The organism is Bacteroidota bacterium (genome assembly GCA_016721765.1).
In the GTDB taxonomy this organism is placed as follows: Bacteria; Bacteroidota; Bacteroidia; order UBA4408; family UBA4408; genus UBA4408.
The window spans coordinates 1515005-1539697 of sequence record JADKHO010000001.1 but is presented as its reverse complement, the minus strand read 5'-3'; the positions used below and the strand labels follow the sequence as shown (position 1 = coordinate 1539697).

General features: G+C 36.6%; 18 protein-coding genes and 1 pseudogene. 12 read left to right on the top strand and 7 right to left on the bottom strand.

What is annotated here, in order from left to right:
- Positions 1–211 precede the first annotated feature (211 nt).
- Positions 212–1492, bottom strand: coding sequence for an alkaline phosphatase family protein (locus IPP32_05450; GenBank protein MBL0047528.1), 1281 nt, complete (start codon positions 1490–1492; stop codon positions 212–214).
- A gap of 134 nt (positions 1493–1626) precedes the next feature.
- Between IPP32_05450 and dnaG the strand changes: the two genes are divergently transcribed.
- From dnaG to IPP32_05425, 5 genes are read left to right on the top strand one after another with little or no spacing between them, the layout of a single operon-like run.
- The gene (gene dnaG / locus IPP32_05445; protein ID MBL0047527.1) at positions 1627–3639 is read left to right on the top strand and encodes a DNA primase; all 2013 of its coding nucleotides are present in this window, start codon (positions 1627–1629) and stop codon (positions 3637–3639) included.
- A gap of 56 nt (positions 3640–3695) precedes the next feature.
- Positions 3696–3887, top strand: coding sequence for a hypothetical protein (locus IPP32_05440; protein MBL0047526.1), 192 nt, complete (start codon positions 3696–3698; stop codon positions 3885–3887).
- On the top strand, positions 3875–4180 hold the full coding sequence (locus tag IPP32_05435) for a type II toxin-antitoxin system RelE/ParE family toxin (GenBank protein ID MBL0047525.1): 306 nt from the start codon (positions 3875–3877) through the stop codon (positions 4178–4180). The genes IPP32_05440 and IPP32_05435 overlap by 13 nt, the downstream gene beginning before the upstream one ends.
- A 32-nt stretch (positions 4181–4212) precedes the next feature.
- The gene (locus tag IPP32_05430; protein ID MBL0047524.1) at positions 4213–4923 is read left to right on the top strand and encodes a YebC/PmpR family DNA-binding transcriptional regulator; all 711 of its coding nucleotides are present in this window, start codon (positions 4213–4215) and stop codon (positions 4921–4923) included.
- A 38-nt stretch (positions 4924–4961) separates the two neighbouring features.
- On the top strand, positions 4962–6563 hold the full coding sequence (locus tag IPP32_05425; protein MBL0047523.1) for a hypothetical protein: 1602 nt from the start codon (positions 4962–4964) through the stop codon (positions 6561–6563).
- An 83-nt stretch (positions 6564–6646) separates the two neighbouring features.
- On the opposite strand, the gene IPP32_05420 is transcribed toward IPP32_05425, so the two are convergent.
- A complete protein-coding gene (locus IPP32_05420) occupies positions 6647–9931 on the bottom strand; it encodes a glycosyl hydrolase (GenBank protein MBL0047522.1) in 3285 nt (1094 codons plus the stop codon).
- A 343-nt stretch (positions 9932–10274) separates the two neighbouring features.
- Here IPP32_05420 and IPP32_05415 point away from each other — a divergent pair, with 343 nt between their 5' ends.
- Both IPP32_05415 and IPP32_05410 read left to right on the top strand, forming a co-directional pair.
- Positions 10275–11159: a T9SS type A sorting domain-containing protein gene (locus IPP32_05415; protein ID MBL0047521.1), complete on the top strand. Its 885-nt coding sequence runs from the start codon at positions 10275–10277 to the stop codon at positions 11157–11159.
- Positions 11160–11370: 211 nt separating this feature from the next.
- Complete coding sequence (locus IPP32_05410; protein ID MBL0047520.1) at positions 11371–11955, top strand: hypothetical protein; 585 nt, start codon at positions 11371–11373, stop codon at positions 11953–11955.
- Positions 11956–12500: 545 nt separating this feature from the next.
- Here the strand turns inward: IPP32_05410 and IPP32_05405 are convergent.
- The 5 genes and pseudogenes from IPP32_05405 to IPP32_05385 form a co-directional block, all read right to left on the bottom strand.
- Positions 12501–12830, bottom strand: a complete 330-nt coding sequence (locus tag IPP32_05405; GenBank protein ID MBL0047519.1) for a hypothetical protein — start codon at positions 12828–12830, stop codon at positions 12501–12503.
- A gap of 7 nt (positions 12831–12837) precedes the next feature.
- On the bottom strand, positions 12838–13557 hold the full coding sequence (locus IPP32_05400) for a hypothetical protein (GenBank protein MBL0047518.1): 720 nt from the start codon (positions 13555–13557) through the stop codon (positions 12838–12840).
- Positions 13558–13578: 21 nt separating this feature from the next.
- Entirely contained in the window at positions 13579–14052 is a 474-nt protein-coding gene (locus tag IPP32_05395; GenBank protein MBL0047517.1) for a DUF4065 domain-containing protein, read from the bottom strand.
- A 125-nt stretch (positions 14053–14177) separates the two neighbouring features.
- A pseudogene (locus IPP32_05390) lies at positions 14178–14405 on the bottom strand (transposase).
- 159 nt (positions 14406–14564) lie between these two features.
- The gene (locus IPP32_05385) at positions 14565–14801 is read right to left on the bottom strand and encodes a hypothetical protein (GenBank protein MBL0047516.1); all 237 of its coding nucleotides are present in this window, start codon (positions 14799–14801) and stop codon (positions 14565–14567) included.
- Between the two features lie 285 nt (positions 14802–15086).
- Here IPP32_05385 and IPP32_05380 point away from each other — a divergent pair, with 285 nt between their 5' ends.
- The 5 genes from IPP32_05380 (at position 15087) to IPP32_05360 (ending at position 24577) form a co-directional block, all read left to right on the top strand.
- Positions 15087–15302, top strand: coding sequence for a hypothetical protein (locus IPP32_05380; protein ID MBL0047515.1), 216 nt, complete (start codon positions 15087–15089; stop codon positions 15300–15302).
- Positions 15303–15388: 86 nt separating this feature from the next.
- Entirely contained in the window at positions 15389–16078 is a 690-nt protein-coding gene (locus IPP32_05375; protein ID MBL0047514.1) for a hypothetical protein, read from the top strand.
- Positions 16079–16314: 236 nt separating this feature from the next.
- Positions 16315–19914 carry a DEAD/DEAH box helicase family protein gene (locus IPP32_05370; GenBank protein ID MBL0047513.1) on the top strand — a complete coding sequence of 1200 codons (3600 nt, stop codon included), beginning with the start codon at positions 16315–16317 and terminating at the stop codon, positions 19912–19914.
- Positions 19911–23273 carry an Eco57I restriction-modification methylase domain-containing protein gene (locus IPP32_05365; GenBank protein ID MBL0047512.1) on the top strand — a complete coding sequence of 1121 codons (3363 nt, stop codon included), beginning with the start codon at positions 19911–19913 and terminating at the stop codon, positions 23271–23273. The genes IPP32_05370 and IPP32_05365 overlap by 4 nt, the downstream gene beginning before the upstream one ends.
- Positions 23273–24577, top strand: coding sequence for an AAA family ATPase (locus tag IPP32_05360; GenBank protein ID MBL0047511.1), 1305 nt, complete (start codon positions 23273–23275; stop codon positions 24575–24577). The genes IPP32_05365 and IPP32_05360 overlap by 1 nt, the downstream gene beginning before the upstream one ends.
- Positions 24578–24693 lie beyond the last annotated feature (116 nt).

Below are 24693 nucleotides of genomic sequence, written 5' to 3'. Positions count from 1 at the left end.
GCTCGAGGATTGCTTATACAGGGCCCGCGCCTAAAAATGAATTCAAATTTCTTAACGCCAATTTCTCATAGGCCGGTCCTTTTCGTTTTTCGATTTAGTATTTGAGAAGACCAGTATTTAGCATAAATACGAGTAAACGATCCCCTTAATTATTCATGACATTCGCCTAAAAAATGATTTAGTCGGCTTAAAATTCATTCCATTAAGCGAATTAACGCAGCAGGGTAATGCGTTTAGTTGTGGATTGTTTACCAATACTCACTTTTGAAAGATAGGTCCCATTGGTTAAATCGCTCAAATCTAGTTTAAGCTTGTTGCTCCCTTTACTAGCTTCCATCTGTTTCACACATCTGCCGCTAAGGTCATACACTTGCACCTGAACCGATTCTCCAAGAGGATTTTCTACTATTAAGTTTATCTCACCTCCGCTTGGATTTGGATAAATATTGATATGATTTTGCTCCGTCAATTCTTCCATGCCAATGGTATTCGCTAACCACGATTTACCATCCAATTGCCAAGCGGTGTAGGTTTCGGGATTTATACCGGTATCATAAATTAAATGATGTAGCGCAGTAACCGCTATATCTGCTAATACAGGCGATTGTTTCATGAGCGTTTTGTTTACACCCAAAGAATTAAATATCCCGGTGCCCAAAAAGTTATAGGTACCCGGATCACCTTTAATAATTTGTGCTGATTCCACTGCACTTCCGGAAGCAATCCACCACACATGGCGCTCCGACCAAGAATTGCCACCGTGCAAAATGCCCGTTCCTCCATGATCAGTAACCAATAAAACCAACCAATCCTCATGTGCATAGTGTGGACGAGTTTTGAGTTTGTTCATTAAAATACCAACTTGATCATCCACATACTCGATAGATGAAATATAGTTGGAATTGTTTGGACTAAATCCTGTTGCATGACCGGCTCGGTCTACCGCTTCATAATATGCAAACAGGCAATCCAAATTGCTGTCGTTTAATTGCCTTAGCGCTTCAGCAGTAGTGGAATCTCCGCCATCATCGGTTTGAATTTTTAAATCCATTCCATCGTTATACACCTCCGTGCTAAGCGGCCCCCACTCCGCAATTTGCACACAATGGAGATTCGGCTTTAATTCTTTGGCACGTTTTGTAAAATAGGGATAGCTGTTAAAATTACTGTTGGCATAACTATTTCCTTTAACCCCATGTTTGTTCCACCAAGTGCCTGTCATGATGGTTGACCAGGACGGACCCGAAATAGTTATTCCCAAATGCCAGGAATCGTAACTGTATAATCCTGCATTAGCCAAAGAGTCAATGTGTGGCGCATTCGCTTGCTGAAGGGCATCGGAGCGGCATCCGTCAATGCCAATGATGAGCACTTTCCGGCTTTGAGACGCATACAGTGCTACCTGAACAAAAAGTAAAAAGAAAGCCAAAATAATTGAGCGAGACGTAAGCGTTTTACGAATAACGCTGCTTGGATTCTCAATAGTCGACATCAACCTTAATATAAAATGATTCTCAATGATGTATTGTTGTGCTTAAAAATACAAAATAAATTCAGCATTTCTAACTTGAATTTCCATAAGCATTCCAGCTATTTTGCGTACTTTAGCCTTCCTTTTTCAGGATTGTGATACCAAAAGAAACGATAGATAAAATTTTTGAAACGGCTCGTGTAGAGGAGGTCGTAGGCGATTTCGTAACGCTCAAACGCAGAGGAGTGAATTTGTTGGGGAATTGTCCGTTTCACAACGAGAAAACACCTTCGTTTACGGTTTCTCCCACCAAAGGAATTTACAAATGCTTTGGTTGTGGAAAAGGTGGTAATTCTGTGAATTTTATCATGGAGCATGAAACGCTCTCTTACCCGGATGCCTTGCGCTACCTTGCAAAAAAGTATAACATCGAAATTTTAGAGGAGCAAGCCAGTGCCGAACAAATTGAAATTGATAACGAGCGCGAGAGTATTTTTTTAGTATCGGCTTTTGCACAAAAATATTTTACTGAGCAATTACACCGTTCGCCGGAAGGCAAAGCAATTGGCTTGAGTTACTTTAAAGAACGTGGATTTCGAGAAGATATCATTGAAAAATTTCAGTTGGGCTATTCTCACGACAAGTGGCGCAACTTTACGGATGCCGCCATTGAAGCGGGTTACAAAGTGGATTACTTGGTGCGCTCCGGTTTAACCATAAAAAGCGAAAAGCAGCAACAGGTTGATTTATCTGCAGATGCAAATGCAGTTCCAAGTGAGCTCGCTGCAGCAAAATATTTTGACCGTTTTTCAGGTCGCGTCATGTTTCCGGTGCATAACATTTCGGGAAGGGTGATAGCTTTTGGAGGCAGAATTCTTGGCTCGGATAAAAAAGTGGCGAAATACATCAATTCGCCCGAGACCGAGATCTATCATAAGAGCAACGTATTGTATGGTTTGTATTTTGCAAAAAAATCCATCATAGCCAAAGAGAATTGCTTTTTGGTGGAAGGCTATACCGATGTGATTTCTTTGTTTCAGGCCGGTGTTGAAAATGTGGTTGCCTCTTCTGGAACTTCGCTTACAGTTGAGCAAATACGGCTCATTCATCGCTATACAAAAAACATTACCATACTTTACGATGGTGATAATGCAGGGATAAAAGCTTCTTTTCGCGGAATAAATTTGATTTTGGAGGAAGGCATGAACGTAAAAGTATTGCTATTCCCGGATGGTGAAGATCCCGATTCCTATTCCAAAAAAGTGAGCAGTGAGGAACTGGAAGCCTTTATTCAGAAAAATTCATTGGATTTTATTCGGTTTAAAACAGGTTTGCTTTATAAGGAAACAGAGAATGATCCGATTAAAAAAGCGGAGCTCATTCACAATATTGTCGAAACCATTGCACTAATTCCAGATGCCATTTCACGTTCAGTGTATGTGAAAGAATGCAGCCGCATCATGGATATGGGCGAGCAAATTTTGCTCACGGAATTAAATAAGCTGCGTCGAAAAAAAATTGGTGAACAGAGCGAAAAATCAGGATTTGAAACGGGAAGCACTTCACCTTCATCTCAGGAATATGAAGAAGCTGAAAAGGAGTTTGTTGTTGAAGATGCAATCGAATATCAGGAAAGAGATATCATTCGAATTTTGGTGAATTTTGGGAATCGTGAAATTCATTTTGAAGTAATGGACGAAGAGCAAAACATGCAAACAGTTACTACGACTGTTGCAGAGCGCATTCATTTCGAAATTACACACGATAACTTACTGTTTGAAAATAAAAACTACCAACTCATTTTTACTGAAGTAGCACAACATTTAGCGGATGAAAAAGTGCCGGATGTGGCTTACTTTACGCAGCATCACGATCCGGTGATTCAACAATTGGCAATTGATTTGGTGAGCAATAAATATGAATTGAGCCAACATTGGGAGCGGCATCACATCAATGTGCAAACGGAGGAAATGGTGCTAAAACAATCGGTTTACAGTGCTTTGTTTTCGCTTAAGAATACCAAAATAATGAAACTTATTAATGAAAATCAGTTACAGTTAAAAGAATCAACCGACGAAAACATGCAAGGTTTAATTGAGCAATTGCAAGCCCTATTGGAAGCCAAAAAGCATTTTTCGGCACAATTGGGGAGGATAATTTTGAAGTGATTAATCCTTTCTTTTATAGTTGATAAGTTATAAATTTGTTGAAAATAGTAGTTCAAATGACAGCGTTAAAAATTAAAGCATCTTTACTGGAGATAGCTGGGAGAATTAAGCCAAATACTACATTAGAGGAGGTGTATGAGCAATTAGCTCTTTTAGCGGATATTGAAAAGTCGGAGGAGCAGGAAAAGGAGGGCAATATCTTTACCCAGCGTGAAGTAGAAAAAAAGGCAAAGAAATGGTTGAAGTAGTTTGGACAAAATTAGCAATAGAACAACTTGAACGAGCTGCAAAATATATTCAATCTGAACAAGGAACATTTTATGCTAAATTAGTCCTCAATAAGATTCTTGAAGCATCTAGCAAATTAATTGATTACCCTCAACTTGGCCCAATAGAACCACTGCTAAAACATAAAAAAAACGAATACCGCTTTTTGGTAGTTTGGAGCTATAAAATTATTTACAAGGCCACAAAAAACAAAGTTGTTGTGTCAAGAGTTTTCCATACCTCACAAAAGCCAAGCAAGATTTTCAAAAAATAAATTTATTTAGATTAAAAAGTAATAGAAATAATATGGGAAGAGTATTTGAAAAGCGTAAGTACAAGATGTTTGCCCGCTATGATAAAATGGCGAAAGGCTTTACCCGTGCCGGTAAAGAAATTGCAATTGCAGTAAAGCAAGGTGGACCGGATCCGAATATGAATCCGCGTTTGCGCATGGCCATGCAAAATGCAAAAGGAATCAACATGCCCAAAGACCGTATTGAAGCGGCCATTAAGCGTGCCTCTTCAAAAGAAGAAAAAGATTTTGAAGAAATGGTGTACGAAGGCTATGGACCTTATGGTATTGGAATTTTAGTGGAATGTGCTACCGATAATCCAACCCGAACTGTTGCCAACATCCGCATGTATTTTAACCGTGGAAATGGAACGCTTGGCAAAACCGGTTCACTTGATTTTTTATTTGAGCGAAAAGGGGTTTTTAAACTAAAGTCGGATGGCTTACAAGTAGATGAACTTGAATTGGAACTGATTGATTTTGGTGCACAAGATGTATACCTGAACGATGAAAATGAAATTATTGTGGAAACTGCTTTTCACGATTTTGGTATGATGCATAAAGCCTTGGAAGAAAAAAAATTCAATGTTATTAGTTCTGAAAATATGCGTGTGCCGCATACCCAAACAGAATTAACGGATGCCCAAAGCGAAGAAATTATGCTGCTCATTGAAAAATTTGAAGCCGATGATGATGTGCAAAATGTATATCATAATTTGAAATAAATTTCAACTAGTGGTTGGACCACGATACCCAAAATAAAGTGAACACGCTACACTTTTCGCACAAAAGAGGCAGCATTTCAGAATTAGTTCTGAGTTACTGCCTCTTTTTATGCCTGCTTCTTCAACCTCATATAGTTTTATCTCAAGTTGCAAAAATGCAATGGGGGCCTGATATTGAAGCGGAACGCAAGTTATATCCCAACCGATTTGTGGGCAAAGATGATCGTGCTATTTATTTTATAAAAGATACCTACAATCCCTTTTGCCCAAGCTGCCCAAAAGACCATTACCTCGAAAAATTTGATGCCGAAAGCATGTCTTTTATTTTTTCGAAAGAATTAAAAATGCCCGAAATAGAGGGGAATAGACATGTTCAGTTTGAGGAACTTTTTTATTTAAACGGACAATTAATTTTATTTACTTCTTTTTACAATAAGGAAACAAAACTCAGCCAAGCCTTTGCACAACACATTAATGCATCGGGCGAAATAGAAAATGACCGACAGCTCATCGATCAAATTGAGTTAACTGACAAAGGTGAAAGAAGTGATTTCAGTTTTGTGCTGTCGAGTGATAGCTCGATGATTTTGGAGTTTAAAAATGACTATTCCAAGCGCGGGAAGAACCTCAACTTCGCCTTTAAAGTAATTGATAATTCGTTGAATGCCTTATTTGGCAATGCACGCGTGATGCTCCCTTTTTCGAATCCCAATTTTACTATACACGATTACATCCTCGACAAAAGTGGTAATTTATATATGCTTACTGAACTGGAAGGAGAGAAAGGCAATTGGTTTAAGGACCGTCCGAGCTACCTCTACAAAATTCTTTTAATTGAGGCACATAGCGATGTAGTTAAAGAATTTGATGTGCAATTGGAAGGAAAAACCATATCGGATATGAGTTTTCGAGTGAACCAAAATCAAGACCTCATTGCTGCTGGATTTTTCTCTAACAGAGGCCGTTATTCGGATGAAATTGCGGGTACATTTTATTTATCCTTAGATGGCAAAACCAAAGAAGTTAAAAACAGCGGATTGAAAGAATTTGACAAATCGTTTTTACTCAATTTTATGTCGGACCGTAAAGCGAAACGTGGGGATGAACTGCGCGAATTTAAAATTGATCAGATTATAGAACGTAAGGATGGCGGGGCATACATGGTTGCTGAACAAAGGTATATTCAAACCATTACCAGCTATAATGGGCGGTATGTAACCACCGATTATTACTATAATTTTAATGATTTGATTGTGGCTTCCATCAATGTGGATGGCAGAATAAATTGGGTAAAAACGGTACCAAAAACTCAAGTTACTGTAAACGACAAAGGCCCTTACAGCAGCTATTCGATGGGTATTTCAGAAAACACTATCAATTTTATTTTCAACGACAATACCCGCAATTTAAAAATTCCCAACCCACGCGATTACCGCACGTTTAGCGGACCTAAAAAATCGACTTGTGTGCTGGTAACGCTCGACGAGAACGGAGATATGAAAAAACGTCCGCTCTTTGCTGAACGCGATAAAAAAATATTTGCCCGGCCCAAAATATACCTGCAAACTTCACCAAAGGAGTTGCTGATGTATACCGACCGGGGAAGAGTTTTTAAATTGTTGAAGGTTGGATTTGAGTGACGCTATCCAATTAAAATTATTCCAGTCTTACCAAACTGCTATTGGATTAAATTCAAAACAACGAAACCTTATTTATACAATTTTTATCGCTTCCACTCTATCTCTCTTCCGGGAGTATAAGGCGCTCCATCCTTTTCCAATTGCTGCTCTATTTTTTTGAGTCCTGCATCCAGTGCTTTCAATTCGGCAGGAATACTTTCGAATTGTTTCACTGCCAAGGCATACGATTGCTTATTGGTTTCAGTAGGCGCCTGAGAGCTACGCCAAAGGCTGTATTCAATGTTTCCGATGCGGGAATTGATTCCGGGTAATACTTCAAATTCCCTTTTGGATATTGAGGCATCTCCATTCAATTTAATATTAATGTCCTTCAAAGAATTTTCAATTTTCTTTATATCTCCCTGCAGTTCCAGTGGGCTTTTAGGAGATTCGAGCAAAGCTACCTTAATGTATTTTATTCTGCTCGTCAATTCATCCTTGTAAGAATCGGCTGCACTCACAACACGCGCCAACTCTGATACCTTGTCGTAAAAATATTCCAGGGCCATTGGATCCGGTGCAGGAAAGGAGACATTGTTCAGCTTAACGCAATTAAAGGGAACAGGAGCTGCTAATTGAGAAACAATGTTATTTTCTATCTTAGAAACGGAAACGAAATATTTTCCCGGCCGCACCAGGTGACCTATGTTTGGCTCATCGTAGAGATTATCTTCATCACGTGTACGAAAACTTACAGGTTCAGGAGCCGGAAAGCGCATATCCCAAACGAGACGATGCAATCCCTTTTTCGCAGGCTCTCTCAGTCTTCGGATCACATTGTTCTCTTCATCCGTAATCGTAAAAATCAAAACCGGTTCCTCTTCCCTATCTTCCAAACGTAGAGAGTCGAGTGAAGGGTAATAAACGTTTTCTCCTTTTTTGATTTTCTCTTTCTCGCGCTCTTTGCGCTTTAGTTTTGCACTTTTAAAATCTGCCGCGAGGTGATAGGTAAATACAGCTCCCATTGGTGGATTAGCGGCTGCATATAAGGCCTCTCCTCTAAATCCCTTTCCCTTATGGCCAAGCGGCAATGCTTCAATGTACATTAATGCATCTTTAATCGGAAATATAACAGCAGGTTTTTCGAGCTCTTCCTTCTTCACATTGCGTAACATCGAATAATCATCCAACACATAAAATCCTCTGCCAAATGAGGCAAGTACCAAATCGTTTTCACGTTTCTGAATGGCAATATCGCGCACTGCAATGGTGGGTAATCCTCCATTGAGTTGTATCCATTTTTGACCACCATCCGGTGAAAAATAAATTCCAAATTCTGTTCCTGCAAAAAGCAAATTCGCATTCACATGGTCTTCTGCAATACTATATACAGAACCGCGTACAGGAAGGTTGGAAGAAATACTCAACCATGTTTTTCCGCCATCCATAGATTTTAAAACATAAGGCTTAAAATCTCCGTTGCGGTGATTGTTAAAAGCTGCATACACCGTATTTTCGGCATGTTGTGAAGCCAGCAAAGCACTCACCGGGCTGCGCTCCGGAACGCCTGCAAAGACGGCCATTTTTGTCCATGTTTTTCCTCCGTCTGTGCTTGCTTGAATCAAACCATCATCCGTACCCACATACAAACTGTTTTCATTTTTTGGCGACTCGCTAAATGAAATTATATTGCCATAAATAGAAGTAGATGCATTTTTTGCGATGGCATCTACACTCCATACTTTGCCCATAACCGGCAATTTATTTCTATCCAATTGTCTTGTCAAATCAGGGCTCACAGCATTCCATGTATTTCCTCGATCGTCGCTGCGGAATAATTTATTGGCTGCAAAATACAAGCGGGTATTGCTGAAATTACTAATAAATAAAGGTGCATCCCAGTTCCAGCGGTAAGCAGGCTCTCCCTCCTTTTCAACGGGTTTTATATCTACCGTTTCACCACTTTTTTTATCAAAACGCACCAAGCCGCCATATTGCGATTCGGAATATACTGTGTTGGGATCGGTTGGATCCACACGTGAAAAAAATCCGTCACCACCTGTAGTAACAAACCAATCGGAATTTAAGATTCCACTGGCGCTAATGGTGCGTGACGGCCCACCCATGCTAAAATTATCTTGCGTTCCACCATATATATTGTAAAAAGGATAATCATTATCTGTACACACGCGGTAAAATTGCGTGATGGGCAAATTGTCTTTGAATTGCCATAATTTTGCACCATCATAACTTTCATACACCCCGCCATCACAGCCTGAAAGCAGGTGATTCGGATTTTCATCATCCACCCAAAAAGCGTGATTGTCGACATGCTTATTTTTTTCACCAATTGGAGTAAAATTCTTACCTCCATCATTTGATACCATAATATTAAAATCCATGGCATAGACTTTATCCGCATTTTTAGGATCGCAAATTAATTCTTGATAATAATTTCCAGCAGTGCTAAAATTTCCACGCTTCTCCCAATTAGCACCTTTATCAGTGCTGCGGTAAAGCCCTTTTGATTTTTCAGTACCTTCGATTATAATGTACACATAATCCGAATTCACAGGTGAAACGGCTAAACCAATTCTACCCTTATCGTCTTCAGGAATACCGCCTGCCAGCTTGTTCCACGTTTCGCCTCCGTCCACACTTTTGTATACAGCTGATTCGGGCCCGCCGCTGATGTAGGTCCATTCGTGGCGCCTGCGTTGGTGTGCTGTTGCGTATAAAATGTTTGAATTCTTTGGGTCGATGGCTACTTCATTGCAACCGGTATTTTCGCTAATTGCTAATGTGTTTTTCCAAGTTTTACCCCCATCGGTACTTTTGTAAATGCCACGTTCGCCACCCGCACTCCACAGCGGTCCGTAGGCTGCCACAAATACTGTATTTGAATTTTTAGGGTCGATGCAAATTCTTCCGATGTGCTCGGATGTTTTTAAGCCCATGTTTTTCCAGCTTTTTCCGCCGTCCTCCGACTTGTACACACCATCGCCATAGCCGGCTACTCGCTGGTTATTGTTTTCGCCGGTGCCCACCCATACCACATTGCTATTGTTGGGATCGATTACCACACAGGAAATCGAAAAGGATGCTTCTTTATCGAACACAGGGAAATAGGATATACCTGAATTCACCGTTTTCCATACTCCACCGGATGCAGCTGCGATATAATATTCGCTGTGGTTCTTTGGATTCACAGCTAAGTCTACTACCCTGCCGGATGTCATTGCAGGGCCTATACTGCGAAACTGAAGGGCGCTGAACACCTCCGCATTTAAGGGATCTTTGGGTGTATTGTTTGCTGCAGGTTTAGGCTGTGCGTGTGCCAATATATTAAAACTTAGAAGGAGGGCAAAACAAAGTCGTAGCTGTTTCATAGAGTAGAATTTGGAATTAAAAATAGAAAAAAAAATAGAGCACACAATTGCTCCCCAACGAATAACAGTTAATTGCTGCCGGAATTAATGAAACGTGCATAGTATTGCGTTCCCATGCACTACTAAATTCGAAAGATTCGCCTATTGGATTTTTGAACTGTAGCTTCAAATCATTTCACTTGTAAAACTTATTATCGTTGCATTCCGGCCTGTTTCAAAAAAACATTTTAAGATAGAATATTCATAAAGTAGCCATACGTTTTATTCCATAAATTGATGCAAATGCAAGCTCTAATAATAATTATGAATAAGCAATTTATTTATACATTTGAATAAAAAAAACATGAAAAAACTTCTTTACACCCTAAGCATTTTTATAAGCAGCATTCTGGCAACTTCTGCTCAAACCTTTACCATTGGCACCGGAACTGCCAATAATTTATACGGTCCCATTTATATTTTTAGCAGTGGCAGCACCAATACACACAGTTGGAACTTGAGTATTTACACCCAAACTGAATTAGCGGCAAGTGGTGCCGGAACCGGAACCATCAACAGCATTGGATGGTACAAAAACGATGCGGGCGGCTACCTTGGAAACGATGCAACGTTTGAAATTTATATTAAACCCACCACACTTTCCGATTTTAGTGGAGGTGCCGGAAATTTTGATTTAGAATCTGTAGGTGCTACACTTGTTTATAATAGCTCAACAGTTGGATTGCCCGCAAGTATTGGCTGGGTAGATTTTGCTTTAACTACACCTTATTTTTGGAATGGAAGCGATAATTTAATGATACTCACTCGCTGGGTGCGTCAAGGAGCCGGAACAGCGGGAGTTAATTGGGCAGGTACTGCCGGATTTTCCCCTGCTGTAGTTTCCCATTCTTTTAGTGCAAGCGCAACTATGGGTTCTTTATACACTACAGCCAATCGAGCAAATATTCATTTCGATCTTACTCCACTAACTGTAAATGAACTAGATGCTTCTGAAAGCTTGCAAGTTTATCCGAATCCTGCCAAAGCTCAATTGAATGTAAGTATTAATGCGGCTGCTGTAAAAGCTACATTAAATATAATGAATGCATATGGCCAAGAAGTTTATACTGAAAACATGAATCAAAACAACAAACAAATTGACCTAAGTAATTTTGCTCCGGGGATTTATACTTTACAAGTCAAAACTGCAAATTCGGTGGCGATTAAGAAGTTTATTAAAACGGAATAGCTGGGATTTTCTTAGTGAAACTTCGTTCTTTTTAAGATTCACTTTTCAAATGTTTTTTTTTGAAACACATAGGATCATAGATTTCATAGGGTTCACATAGGGTTTTGAAGACGTAATTTCAAAATCAACTTTATAACACTCTACAGGTTCTATGATGCTATTCTGTTTAGTATATTAGCACTGTTAAATCCTAATTAAGACTTAAAACGCAATGAAAAAAACTACTCTTATTTCGCTAATCCTTTTGTGCTTTGTTGTCAATGGAAATTCAGCCTTTTCGCAATGCAAATCGGCTAAACCGGAATCGCTGAACAAGCTCATGAAATTTCATTTTGATATTCCTCAGCCACAAAACATTACTTTCAACACCCGCCCCAGCAGTATTTATGAAATTATGCTCACTTATTATGGTTACTGCTCCTTTGTGAAAGCAGATGGTGTACCTTATTTTTACTTATGGACATCAAATAAAAAACACAAAGAGCATGGTCCACATGATAACCTTAAAGATGATCCCATTTATTTTTACTTAAAAGGGAACAAGGTTATAGAATCGAAATGCCTTATGGATTATATCGGAATAGAAGACCAAGCCATCAGTTTTTACCCCCTGCAAGTGTCGGACCTCGAATTGCTTGCAAGCACTCCGATTGACTCCATAAAAGTGTATTGTCACCCTCAAATTGTGGCAAAAAACAAAAAGAATATAAAGCCGGATACAAACACGCTCAAATTCTCAAAGCATATCTCCGAAAAAATGATGGGCTGGGCTACCTGTTTGAAAGGTGAATTCTAAAAGACCGGCAGAACAGGTTTAACAGCTCAGATCTCACTTGGTTTTGTATTCCTGAAATTGCACCATTAAGTCTGTCCGTAATTGCGGAAACAGAAATAAAAACCCCCTGTATGTTTTAAATTTACAGGGGTTTTTGTTGTTTAGTGGTTGTCCGACTAGGACTTTTTTCATTTTTAGATGTGCTGTATTTAAAGGATTTCTGGCAATATTTTGCTAATAGAGGTATCACAGGAGTATCACACTTTTTTATTTTTTTTGTTGTCTCGTTGGGTATGGAACCGGACTCGAACCTGAAAAAGAAATAATTTTTTTCGAAATAAAAATAAGTAATTTTTATCAATTTGAAAAAGGCATAATTTCCGGAATCAACATACAACCAAGACCAAGAGAAGGTAAGTGGTTTAAAGTCAGGGGGAAAGGTTTTAGGCGAGGAAAAGACACAAAAAATATTTGAGTGTTTAAAATCAGCTCCTTTTAGAAAAGATAATTTAAGATGGATGGGGTTGAGTGAAGAACAGGCAATCGAACTAAGATTATCTAAAGAATCACAATCTGCGCTCTATAAAGTGGCTTCCCGAATCGTTTGTGAACTCTAATTTTTTACCGTCAATCTTTTTAAATGTATATTCTTTGTCTTCATAAAAGAAAATTATCCCTTTTTCTGTTTCCTGAAAGCATACAAATATACTCCCGTTGGGGCTGGAAATAAAGTTCCCGTCCTTTTCAATTCCCTCAAACCACTCAAAAAAGAATTTACTATTGTCGTTTGGTCTGTCTTTATAAGTAACTCTTAACCCTGATGTTAAAAATAATTTTCCATCAAAATAAAGCAATCCGTAAAGGAAATTATTTAAAAAAAAGTCTACTACCTTCATAATGGTTTTAACTACTTAATAAACCCATTTCTAATAGCTCTGTAAGGCTTTTATCCTTACACCTGCCAATAAAGTCTTCATAATAACTATCGTCTTCAATAAGGCAATATACAAAATTTCCTCTGTTAAGTTTTGTTGGAAGTTTTCCTAGCTCTAACTTACAAGCGCAATTTGCATCTGAACAACTCATTTTTTTTAATCTATCTAAGTCCAGTATAAGAGATGTATAATCACAGGCAATTTCAGAAGTGTCATCAACTTTGTATTGGTATCTTTTTGAAGGCTGCAAATTATGCTTGGTGTCCAGTAAAATTATATTAAACTTTTCCTGTCCAACATCCCAAAATCCAACCACTCTCCCCATAGCTAAAGATACTTGGAATTGAAAAAATGGAAACTCAACATCATTTTCAAGTATTTCTTTTTTTAGCCATTTAAAATCTGCCCGTTTGTAGGGAATGTTTTCTGCATCCCAATCTATTTTGTGGTATCTATTAGACTTCTTTCTAGCATAATTATTTTCAATTTCTCTAATTTCCTCTTTTGATAGCTCTTTTAACTTTTCAAGTAAGGACACAAACCACCCTGAGGGAGTTTCTCCCAGTCCAAAATAATCTAAATCATGCTTGAAGTATTCAAAAGAAAAAGTCCATTTTTTGGACTGTTGTAAATTTGCGGGGATTATAGGCTGCCTTGAAACAAAGCTTTCTTTTACAACAGGTTTCACGTAAGAAAATATATATTACGATTACTTGAGCCTTGCAGAATAGTAAGACTGCATTGTCTTTTCGTTAATTATCTGTTCGCATCTTGCGTATGGAGAGTAGCCCTTTCTTGCCTCAATCCACGGAAGTTCGTTGTGGGTCATATACTCAAGCTGAGTCGCTGTAAATGGGGCGTAAACATCTAAAATAGTATTGAGGTGATTTTGATATTGAGGGGCTAATAATGAAACGGCTGCTAGGTTGGTAATATCTTCAACCATCATTTCACTATACAGATATTTTTTTTCCTTATAAAGGTCGTAAATCTCTCTGTTTACAGGTCCATGAATCCAAGCCTGAAATTCACCTTCAAATAACTTTTCACCCTCAAAAAATGCTAAGTGCCAAGCTTGAGCATAGTATAGAAGTTTTTGATGTTTTAAGGTGCTTAAATCTAAAGCCCCTTCAGACTTTAATTTAAAAATAATGTAGTCGGATATTTCAGAAATTTTGACCATTTTATCGGAAACTTGCTATCTTTTACTCTTGAGTAAAGATATGCAATTTTACAAAATTTTTTCACATAACCTACATTATTTTTAACCACTATTTGTTAAAAAACAAAAATACAGGTCTGAAAAAATTATTTTTCTACCTTCTTAATTAAATTAGCATAAGTTAAGCGTCCTTTAGATTGGCGTATAGCGATATCAAATCTTTCAACCTCTTTACACTTCCTAGTATTATATCGGAAACTAAACTCATTACAATACTTTTCAAGGTGTTTTTGGCTTGTTTGGTGGTATATGCCTATAATGCCTCTTTTTAGGTGGCTAAAAAGCCCTTCTACGGTGTTTGTGTTTAAATCTCCCTTTGTCTACTCTCCGATTGAATGATTAACGTTCTTATTAGAAACACCTATTGTTATAAATTTAGATAAATTACTCGAAGCAGAAGGATATGAACGTGTTGTGCCATTCAAAGCAGAATTTCACAACAAAAATGAAGCAGATGTTTTAATTGTTATCTCTTAATCGTAATACGGTTTAATTAACTGAATATCGTACCACTCTTGATAAGTTTCGGGCTTATCTTTTACACACGGACTATGTACTGAAAACTTAAACTCTTGCTCAGGGCTAAGCCCTGCAATATATTTTCTTAAATACCCGGGAACTAAAACACCGGAACTATTTATTGTTAGTTTAGTATATGGTGCATACTGATTTAACTCTCTCTTTCCCCCTTGATCGCTGTTGTATGTCATTGCCTAATTTCCCGGGTAGTGTGCAGGAAATCCAGATAAAGTACAAGTTTCAACAAGTTATGAAGAACGTAAAAATTTAACAATACGAATGCACATGAGACGGTTTGCAAGACTTACTAACTCTTTTAGCAAGAAATTAGAGAATCATTACTACGCTATTGCTTTGCATTTTGTATATTACAACTTCTGCAAAATTCACAAAACTTTGCGTGCAACTCCTGCAATGGAGGTCGGACTAACTCAGGATATAATGGAGATTCAAGATATTGTTAAATTAGCAGATAAATGAATTTAGATATTGTTAAAACCCTTTTAGAATCCTCCGAAGAGGATAATCAAAAGATTGCATATAATATGATTAAGGGGTTTATTAAAAACCCTAAAGACTTAACGACCGTTAGTGATTTATGGAATATCGTAGAAGAGTATAATACTAAAAAGCATAGTGGGTATAAAAGAAAAAGTTATTTAATGGTAGAGAAAGCTCTTTATAAAAATTAAAATTCAAACTGAGCCACTACCGAAAGTTTGCATCCTTCTTTCGAGTACCTGTTTTGTTTGTAAATTTAAAAAAATGAACCAACTCTTTGAATTTATTTTCACATATTAAAATTACTTTTGGTGAAATAAATAATGAAGCTATGAATGATATGTACAGCCGTTTTATAATTTTAACAGACCCAAACTCTCTTAGCAAAGAGGAAAGATTGAAATTCCTTAGAGAGTTATTTTTCGAACTTGGCCGAAGAGAGATTGTCAAATTTACATACAATGGACAGATTTTTGAATATCTAATACCTATCTTCAAGAGATATGGTTTAATAATAAGTAGTCAATCAACAATGCTGCAAAGGATACTTGGAGCAAGTGACTATTTTGATAAACTGAGGGGCAAAAATGTATTACCCGAAGAAATGCGAGAATTCTTCTATCACATTCATGAACTTGTTGAAAAATACAGTGACGAAATTGAAGCCATTCCTTATCCAATATTACCTGATATTATTGAGTACAACATTAAGCTTCACAGTTACAAATTAAGCTATTGGATAACGATTCCTTCAGGTGCCAAAAGCATTAGTATGTCAGCTATGGAATCTAATAAATACAACATTCTATTTACTTTGAAAGGAAATGAGAAAACATGCTCATTTAATTTTGAACCAACAAAAACAAGAGTACCTTTTGACGATATTCAACTTTATCATACCCTAGATTTAAGACTTTTAGAGCCTTTAGATTCTACAACCACTTTGAATATTCGATTTGCAAAGTGATTGTATCAAAATATTCTTATATTCTTTTACTTAATAAGAATCTACGATGAGAAGACTTTTTTTTCTTTAAAAAATCCACTCTCATAGAAAGTTTTGAATCATTTACTTCTTTTGAATAAACTTTTGCAACTCTTGTTTTTGTGTCATATTTTTCTAATTACATTTGGACAACTATTGATAAATCAATTAAATCAATTTGAGTTTGATTGTTAACTACAAAAAATAATTTTATAGCTGTGAAACAAAGAATAAAACTTATAGATAATTCTATAAGCGAATATCAGTTAGGAAGCATCCTAAAAGAATTGCTTGCTGACAATTCCTATTCACAAATATCAATAGCCACAGGTTATTGGGATTTACCCGGTATGGTTGAAATATTTGCCGAACTTGAAAAGTACTTAGACCGAGAAAATATCACATTCCGTTTGTTGCTTGGCGAGGAACCTTCCATTAAATCTTATCAGGTCAAAAATCCTGAAACTGTTGACCCGAATTTTCCACAGAAATATTTAAAAAAGGATTTAGAAGATTTGGAGTTGAAACCAGAGTTTCAGAAGGTCATAGACTTACTCACAAAGTTTTTAGAGAAAACAGCAAGCGGTTTTTCTAAACTGCAAATCAAAGTTTACAAGCAGAATTTTCTACACGCTAAGTGTTACATCTTTGGTTCTGAAACCGAAAATGCTGTTGGCATTATTGGTAGTTCCAATTTCACTAAGCAGGGGTTGTCGGGCAATCTTGAATTGAACGCTTTGGAAGATGATGGAAGAATTGTGAACTACCAGCGCTTGAACAACATGCAGCATCCATCACACCGCAGTTGGTTTGAAAACATTTGGAACGAAAGCGAAGATTGGAATTTACAATTCAATCAAGAGATTTTAGGACTAAGCCAATTTGGAAAACTCTCCTACTCTCCTTATGAAGTTTACATACGATTGCTTTACGAATTGTACGGTGATGATATTGAGTTGGAAGAAAAAATAAAATTGGAAGATGGTTTTGAGAAAAAAAATACGCTTACAACATTTCAACAGGAAAGTGTTCGCAAAGCTATAAACCGATTAAACGACAAGCGAATAGGAATGTGTTTGGTTGGCGACAGTGTAGGTTTGGGTAAGTCATACATCGCTCGCGACATTATTGAACGATACGGTTATTTTGAACGCAAAAATGTTGTAATCATTTGTCCAGCCTCTTTGCGGAATGACTGGCTCAATCACATGAGAGAAATTACAGTGAACGCCTCTGTTTATTCAATTACAGAATTTGCAATTGAAAGTAGTTTTGAATCTATCAAACATGATTTGATTATTCGCAAAAGAAGTTCAATCAACAACACTGCAATTGATTTATTGGTGATTGATGAAAGCCACAACTTGAAAACACAAGGCAGCAAATCCTTTCAAAACATTCTTGCAATTCTCACTGACAAAACTTATTGCAAAGAACTTCCAAAAGTGCTTATGCTTTCTGCAACACCAGTGAACAACGGTGTGAAAGATTTGGCAAACCAAATTTTATTGGCAAAAGGTGGTGATGAAAAATTCTTTACTACATACGGAATAGACAATTTGATGGGCTTATTTGCCAACACTCAAAAGCTTTTCAAGAAATTAAACAACGAAGAAGTGTTTAGTGAATTGTACCCGATACTGAATAAAATAATGGTGAAGCGGACAAAGCACCAAGTAAAAAAAGATTTCCCCGATGCCACACTAAATGGGAAGCCAATTATTTTTCCTGATGAAGTTTTGCAAAATGAATTGTATGAATTGGACAACAAACAAATCAGAAAAACAATAAGCGAAAGTTTAAAGGAATTAAAGAAAAATAATGCTCCGTTGTATGATGCCTTCACAAAGGACTTGACAGAGAAACAAGAGGATGAATTAGAAATTCAAGGCGTTTTGGATTTCTTCCATAACTTGGAAACTGATAAAGTGAAAACAAAAAATGAAACTGAGTTTCAATCTGTTTTTCATTTCATGGACCGAGCAATTAATAATCTGAAGTTAGTTCCATACAGCTATTTGAGTGAGAAGCTTGAGAAAACAGAATTTGAAGAAGTTCAGGCAAACGCAAGAAAGAATTTGACAGGTGTAATGAAAGTAACCATGTTCAAATCTTTTGACTCTTCAATTTTCACATTCAAAAAACGAATTGAGAAATACAAAACCTATCTCTTAAACTTTGAAGAATTATTTTTTCAGCAAAGCAAAGTAGTAAAACCAGTTATCATTCAAAAGGCAATTGCCAAACATGAAACCGAAGAATACAACGACACAGATGTTATTGAATTAATAGCTGATGAAATAGAAATTTTCAACGCAAGAGAGATTGAGAAAAAGGAAAAAGACACGAAGTATAAAATCCAATCGGCTGTAATGACTATTGAGCATGAGGACTACAACATTGAAAGATTGAAGGCTGCCATTGCACAAGACAAAGAAATTATTCAACTCATTCTTCATGTTTTGACAAACATTAAACCCGATGCCAAGTTGAATAAACTTAAAGCACTGGTGAAAGAGTTGAAAGGGAATAAAATTTTAATCTTTTCATACTTTGCTACCACGGTTGATTATTTGAAAGAAGCATTCACCGAAGATTTTTTAACCGAATTAGATTTATCAAAAGACCAAGTTGCATTTTTGAAAAGCAAAAACGGAAAAGATAAATCTTCATTCGTTCAACGCTTTTCACCCGTAGCACAAAAGCAAGAAGTAATTAACGGAAAAGTAAACGGCAGAGAGCAATTGCAAATTTTAGTTTCAACAGATGTGTTGAGTGAAGGACAAAACTTGCAAGATTGCGGCATCATTATCAATTACGATTTACATTGGAATCCAGTAAAAATGATTCAACGCAATGGTCGTATTAATCGTTTAGGCTCTGCTTTCAACATCGTAAAGATTCACAACTTCTTGCCCGAAGGTCAGTTGGAACAGTTTTTAAAATTAATTCAACGATTGCAAGACAAAATAAAAATCATTGGTGGAAGTGTGGGGATTGACAGCAGTATTTTAGGTGAAACAATTACAGACCGCCAGTTTGGTTTAATGACAGACATTTATTCAGCCGACAGCAGCAAACAAAAGGATGCAATGGAAAAATTAGAAAGGGAAAACGATTTGGCTTTTGATGAAGTATTTGAAAATGACCTTCGTGATTTTATGCGCAAGGCAACTGATATAGAGAAGGAATATATCTTGAATATGAATTTGCATAAATGGGTTGAGTTGCCAAGCATTGATGAAAACGGAAAAATTATGGCATTTAATATTGACAAAGGTGTTTTTGAATTTATAAAAACCGATGGGAAAAAAGTTGAGAAAGAACCGAACCAACTGAAAGTATTAAACCAGTTGAGAAGTTTTGACAAAGAACGCCAAAGCGAAAAAATAAAATCGGAACAGAAAAATGAGTTGGTGCAAAAAGGAATGAAAGTGTTTGAAGCAGAGAGAGCATTTCAAACTACATTGGAAGGAACAGACCTTTCGGAATTTATGGGAGTGAAAAGCACAGCAGGTGGTAGCAGTTTGAAACCAGCGAAAGAAGAGTTGCTGAAATTGCTTAATGAAAACACAGAACGCTATTCAACTGACAATATAAACCGATTACAAAAGCTAATAACTTCAAGAAACCTAGCATTTGAAAATCGTTTGCGGTCATTTTTGAAAACAAATGAAGGACAGGTTAGTGTAGATTTATTAGACACACTTGCAATCCAAAGTGTGCATTTAGTAAAAGATGAATCTACCGTGCCACAACCCGAGCCAGTGATGTGGTATGGCTTTTATGCAAACGACAAAACCAATATTGAGCAATGACATTAAAAGAATTAATAGAAAATAAATCCACACTTGACTATCAGCAAATTTGCACTTCGCTAATACAAACTTTTCGTGTAGATGAAAAAGTAAATTGGGAAAGTGTGCTGCCTGCGCAGCAACAACAAGAATATTTTGGTGGCGAATCGTTGCGTTTAATTGCAGAGCATCCTATTCTTTCAAAACAAAAAGACATACGACCAATTGCCTTGAAAAAAGGAAGCATTTCACAAATGCTTTTCTTTTATGTATGCCTCAATGATTCTTCATTACCGAAAAAACAAATCCAAGATGTAACTAAAAAGTTTATCAGTGGTGGCGATGCAAACAGATACATTATATGGTTTTTTGGCAATAAAGAAAAAACACAACTAAAAGTTGTACTGAGTTCCAAAGAAGGAAAAAAAGTTGTTTTAAAGACTTTGCCATTTGGTATTGACCAACCTTATTACAAAACTTATAATTTTATTTTGAATGAGGTTAACCAAAAAGTGAATCAGCTTTTTGTTGAGCCTACTGATTTATGGAAAGCCCTTTGGAATGCTTTTGATATTTCCATCATTAACCGTAATTTCTATGATGAAATTAAAGGTGCCTTTACTGATTTACTCCAGCAACTAAACAAAAAGGGAACGCCATTTAACAATGAAGAAGATAAAGTTCAATTTGCCATTCGATTGATTGGTAGAATTATTTTTTGTTGGTTCTTAAAAAGAAAAGAGGTATTGCATGATGCAGCCATTTCTTCGGAAGCAGTAAAAGCACACTCACAAAACAATTATTATCACGATTTATTAGAGCCCCTTTTCTTTGATGTGCTGAACACACCCGACAAAGAACGCAAAGGTGGTTTGCCAAAAATTATTGCACATTATCCTTTCTTGAATGGTGGTTTGTTTGAAGCACAGGAAACAGACTACAAGCAACATTTGCTTTTGAATATTGATAACGATTGGTTTCACAATCTTTTTTCAAAAACTTTGGAACGCTACAATTTTACAGTGGACGAAAACAGCAGCAGCAATGCTGAAATTGCCATTGACCCCGAAATGTTGGGAAGGATATTTGAAAATTTATTGGCAGAACAAAACCCCGAAACAGGCGACAGTGCAAGAAAGGCAACAGGTTCGTTTTATACACCACGTGAAATTGTGGACTACATGGTGGAACAAAGTGTTGCAGAGTTTTTAAAAACAGCTTTGGCGTTGGATGAAAAAATAAATGCAGAGATTGAGGACTTTGTGCACACACAAGTATTGCCCGATGCACTTGCGAAACACGAAGAAAAAATTAGTGAGGAGTTAAGCAAAATAAAAGTGCTTGACCCAGCTTGTGGTTCGGGTGCGTTTCCTATTGGCATTCTGCAAAAAATTGTTGCACTCAAACAGCAGTTGCACCCCAAGGCAAAAAACTACAAACTGAAATTAGATACCATACAAAATTCTATTTATGGTGTGGACATACAACCAATGGCAGTAGAATTAAGCCGTTTGCGTTGTTGGTTGAGTTTGGTGGTTGATGAAGACCCAAAGGATATTAAAGCTTTACCCAATTTGGATTTCAAATTTGTGTGTGCTGATAGTTTGGTTGAAGTGCCTTTGATTACAGGATACACAACCGATGCGTTGGAAAAAAGTTTGGCTGCATTAGAAGAAAATGTAGAACAATATTTTTCTCCCGATTACAAAAACAAAAAAAATATTAAGCGGAATATTGAAACAAGTTTAGCAGGAATCAGCAAATTTTATCACACTATAATTGCAAGTTTCATTACAAAGATTAGACAGGAAGAAAAAACTGCAAGCCCAACCCGATTGAAACAACTGAAAGAAACAATGATGAATTACTTTCAGATGGATGCTAAGTGGAACAGCTACGAAAATATTTTTAAGAATAAGAAAGTGGAATTTTTTAATCCCAATTTCTTTTTCCCTTCTGCTAAAAATGGTTTTGATATTGTGATTGGAAATCCACCATACATAGGAGCAAATGCACAAGACACTGAACACAGGGAGTTGTTAGGCAATTCAACCAACTACACAACACTTTATCAGAAGTGGGATATTTATGTTGCCTTTATTGAAAGAGGAATACGACTTTCAAAAAAAGAATTGACTTGTATGATTATTCCTTATCCAATAACCAACCAAACTTATGCTAAGAAGCTAAGAGAGTTTATACATACCGAAAATGATTTGGTGGAGATAACAAACTTATCAGGCCATAAAATATTTGATGAGGCAACAGTTACCAACTGTATTCTTTTTGTAAAGAATGGAGAAAGTGAAAACCAAAAAATCAGAGTATCAAAATTGAATGACAATTCTATTTCTGTTGTTGATAGCGTTCTGAAAACTGATTTGGTTAGAGATGAAAAAACTTTTGTTTGGGATTTGTCAAATAAAAAATCTCTGTTGTTCAGCGGTGAAGGATTTATCAATCTTGGAGATTACTGCTTTATAAGCAAGGGCATGGTATTAAATGCTGATGAAGTTCAATCAAAAGGGCTATTCGTAAAGAGTGATTTGGTAAGTGAGACAAAAACAAAAACTAATTGCAAAGATTATACAGAAGCAAAATTTATTGAGAAGTATAAAATAAATAAAATCTTTTTTTTAGAGTGGGGAACTAAAAGAGTGCCCGATTTAATAAGCAGACCAACCTTTCCTGAATTGTATGAGAGACCAAAGATTATGGTTACAAAAATTGGGAAGATTAAAGCAACAGTTGACTACACAAATATTTATTGCGACCAAACAATAAGAGTTTTGGTATTGTGGAATGACTTGAAAGGTGTAAAAAATAAAAGCATTGACAACAGTGTAAAACGCTATCAGACCAATAGCAGAAAAGTTCTTGAAGAAATTTCTTCACAGGTTTCATTAAAATATTTATTGGCAATTATCAATTCTAAATTAGCTGACACACTCCTTGACCAAATAAGAGGCAAAGGAAATATTGACATCAATCCAGAATATCTTAAAAATATTCCCATTGCAAAAGTTTCAATTGAAAAACAAAAAGTGTTTGAAGCAATAATTGATTTCATTTTGTTTCTCAAAGAAAATGAAACTCCATTTCATCAATCCATCTCAAATAATTTACTCGTAAAACAATTTGAAGAAATAATTGACGGAATGGTTTTAGAACTCTACTTCGGAGAGGAAATGAAAACAAAAAAAGTTAGCGTTGTTGAATTGGTAGAAAAAGAATTGGAGAAAGCAAAAGGCAAAGAGACAACAGAAAGCATTTACAGTTTTTACAAATCAGTATCGCACCCCGATAGCGAAATACGCAATCGTATTTTATCATTCGCCATTGTAAGCCCCGAAATTTTAAAACCAATTTTGCAAGGGTAATGAGCAAGACAGTTGAGAAAATAGTTTTAAAGAATTTCAAAGCATTCCGACAGGAGCAGCCAATTGATTTCAAAAATAAGAATGTTCTTATTTATGGAAACAATGGTGCAGGTAAGTCATCTATCTTTTGGGCTTTGTACACTTTCTTACAAAGCAGTATCAAAAGCAGAGAAGGTGTTGAGAAATATTTCAAAGTGTTTGAGGTAAACAACCCTTCTACACATCAATCATTGAGAAATGTTTTTGAAGGTGAGGATGCAACTGCTTACATTGAACTATTTGTAAGAGATGGTGAAGATTTAATTCCTTATCGCATCCCTGCCATAGAAGCAGAACCAGTTGCAGTTGCGGCAGCAGAAATGATTCCAGCGGAAATTGAAGAAGTTGCACCCGAAAATATTGCGGCTGCTGTTGTTGAAGAATTGAAATCCGAAGATGTTTCTGATGCAGTTTTAGAAGAAGTAAGAGCAGAAAATATTTCTGATGCTATTGTTGTTGAAGTGCCCGTAGATTTAAGTCCGATAACACCAGTGGTTCCCGAAGCAGTTGAAGAAGAAGCAACAGACACAAACATAAAGTTGCTGAACACCACAAGCGATTTCATCAATTACAAATTGCTAAGTGGTTTTTATCGTGATTCACACAAGTATGATGTAAATCTTTGGAGTGTATTTGAACGGGATATTTTTCCTTTCATTACTGACAATGTGAATGACAAAACATTTTTGGAAAAACTTAAAATTGATACGAAAGATGTAGAACGATATGATTCTGGGTACAAATTGAGAGAAGGTTGGCGAAAGGATGAATACATTGCTTGGTTGGATTCGGAAGTAAACGGAAAAATCGATGTCTTGCTTGGAAGCATTGAGCAATATGCAAATAATTTTATCAAAGAACATTTTTACCACAATCAAGATGTGCTGAAAGTAAAACTGACTTTTGAGAAGCGTTTCACTTTTGAGTTGATTGAACAGCATGTTTGGGAAGATGGAAACAAACACATTCGTGAAAACGATTTGCAAATTAAATTAGTTGTGTCGCAATACGACATAGCAAATGCAAAATGGATTCCCTTGCATAGAGTTCAATCGTTTTTGAATGAAGCACAACTCACACGAATTGCAATAGGCATTCGTATAGGTGCATTGCGAATAAGATTGCAGACAACCGAGTTCAAACTTTTGGTTTTGGACGATATGCTTATAAGTTTGGATTTAAGTAACCGAATGGAAGTGATAAAAATTATTTTGAATCATAACAACAAACAGTCACTTCGTTTCTTTGACAGTTTTCAAAAATAATTCTTACACACGATAAAGGTTTTTACAACATTCTTAAAAACTATACAAATGCAAACCATTGGGAGTATTACAAACTCACAAAAGACGAAAATTCAAATGATGCACCGTATCTGAAA

Excerpts from the sequence above, each read along its gene's own strand:
- IPP32_05365 (MBL0047512.1), top strand. The coding sequence starts at position 19,911 with ATGACATTAAAAGAATTAATAGAAAATAAATCCACACTTGACTATCAG.
- IPP32_05395 (MBL0047517.1), bottom strand. The coding sequence starts at position 14,052 with ATGGTCAAAATTTCTGAAATATCCGACTACATTATTTTTAAATTAAAG.
- IPP32_05380 (MBL0047515.1), top strand. The coding sequence starts at position 15,087 with ATGAATTTAGATATTGTTAAAACCCTTTTAGAATCCTCCGAAGAGGAT.
- IPP32_05435 (MBL0047525.1), top strand. The coding sequence starts at position 3,875 with ATGGTTGAAGTAGTTTGGACAAAATTAGCAATAGAACAACTTGAACGA.
- IPP32_05430 (MBL0047524.1), top strand. The coding sequence starts at position 4,213 with ATGGGAAGAGTATTTGAAAAGCGTAAGTACAAGATGTTTGCCCGCTAT.
- IPP32_05440 (MBL0047526.1), top strand. The coding sequence starts at position 3,696 with ATGACAGCGTTAAAAATTAAAGCATCTTTACTGGAGATAGCTGGGAGA.
- IPP32_05450 (MBL0047528.1), bottom strand. The coding sequence starts at position 1,492 with ATGTCGACTATTGAGAATCCAAGCAGCGTTATTCGTAAAACGCTTACG.
- IPP32_05415 (MBL0047521.1), top strand. The coding sequence starts at position 10,275 with ATGAAAAAACTTCTTTACACCCTAAGCATTTTTATAAGCAGCATTCTG.
- IPP32_05410 (MBL0047520.1), top strand. The coding sequence starts at position 11,371 with ATGAAAAAAACTACTCTTATTTCGCTAATCCTTTTGTGCTTTGTTGTC.
- IPP32_05405 (MBL0047519.1), bottom strand. The coding sequence starts at position 12,830 with ATGAAGGTAGTAGACTTTTTTTTAAATAATTTCCTTTACGGATTGCTT.
- IPP32_05385 (MBL0047516.1), bottom strand. The coding sequence starts at position 14,801 with ATGACATACAACAGCGATCAAGGGGGAAAGAGAGAGTTAAATCAGTAT.
- IPP32_05360 (MBL0047511.1), top strand. The coding sequence starts at position 23,273 with ATGAGCAAGACAGTTGAGAAAATAGTTTTAAAGAATTTCAAAGCATTC.
- IPP32_05420 (MBL0047522.1), bottom strand. The coding sequence starts at position 9,931 with ATGAAACAGCTACGACTTTGTTTTGCCCTCCTTCTAAGTTTTAATATA.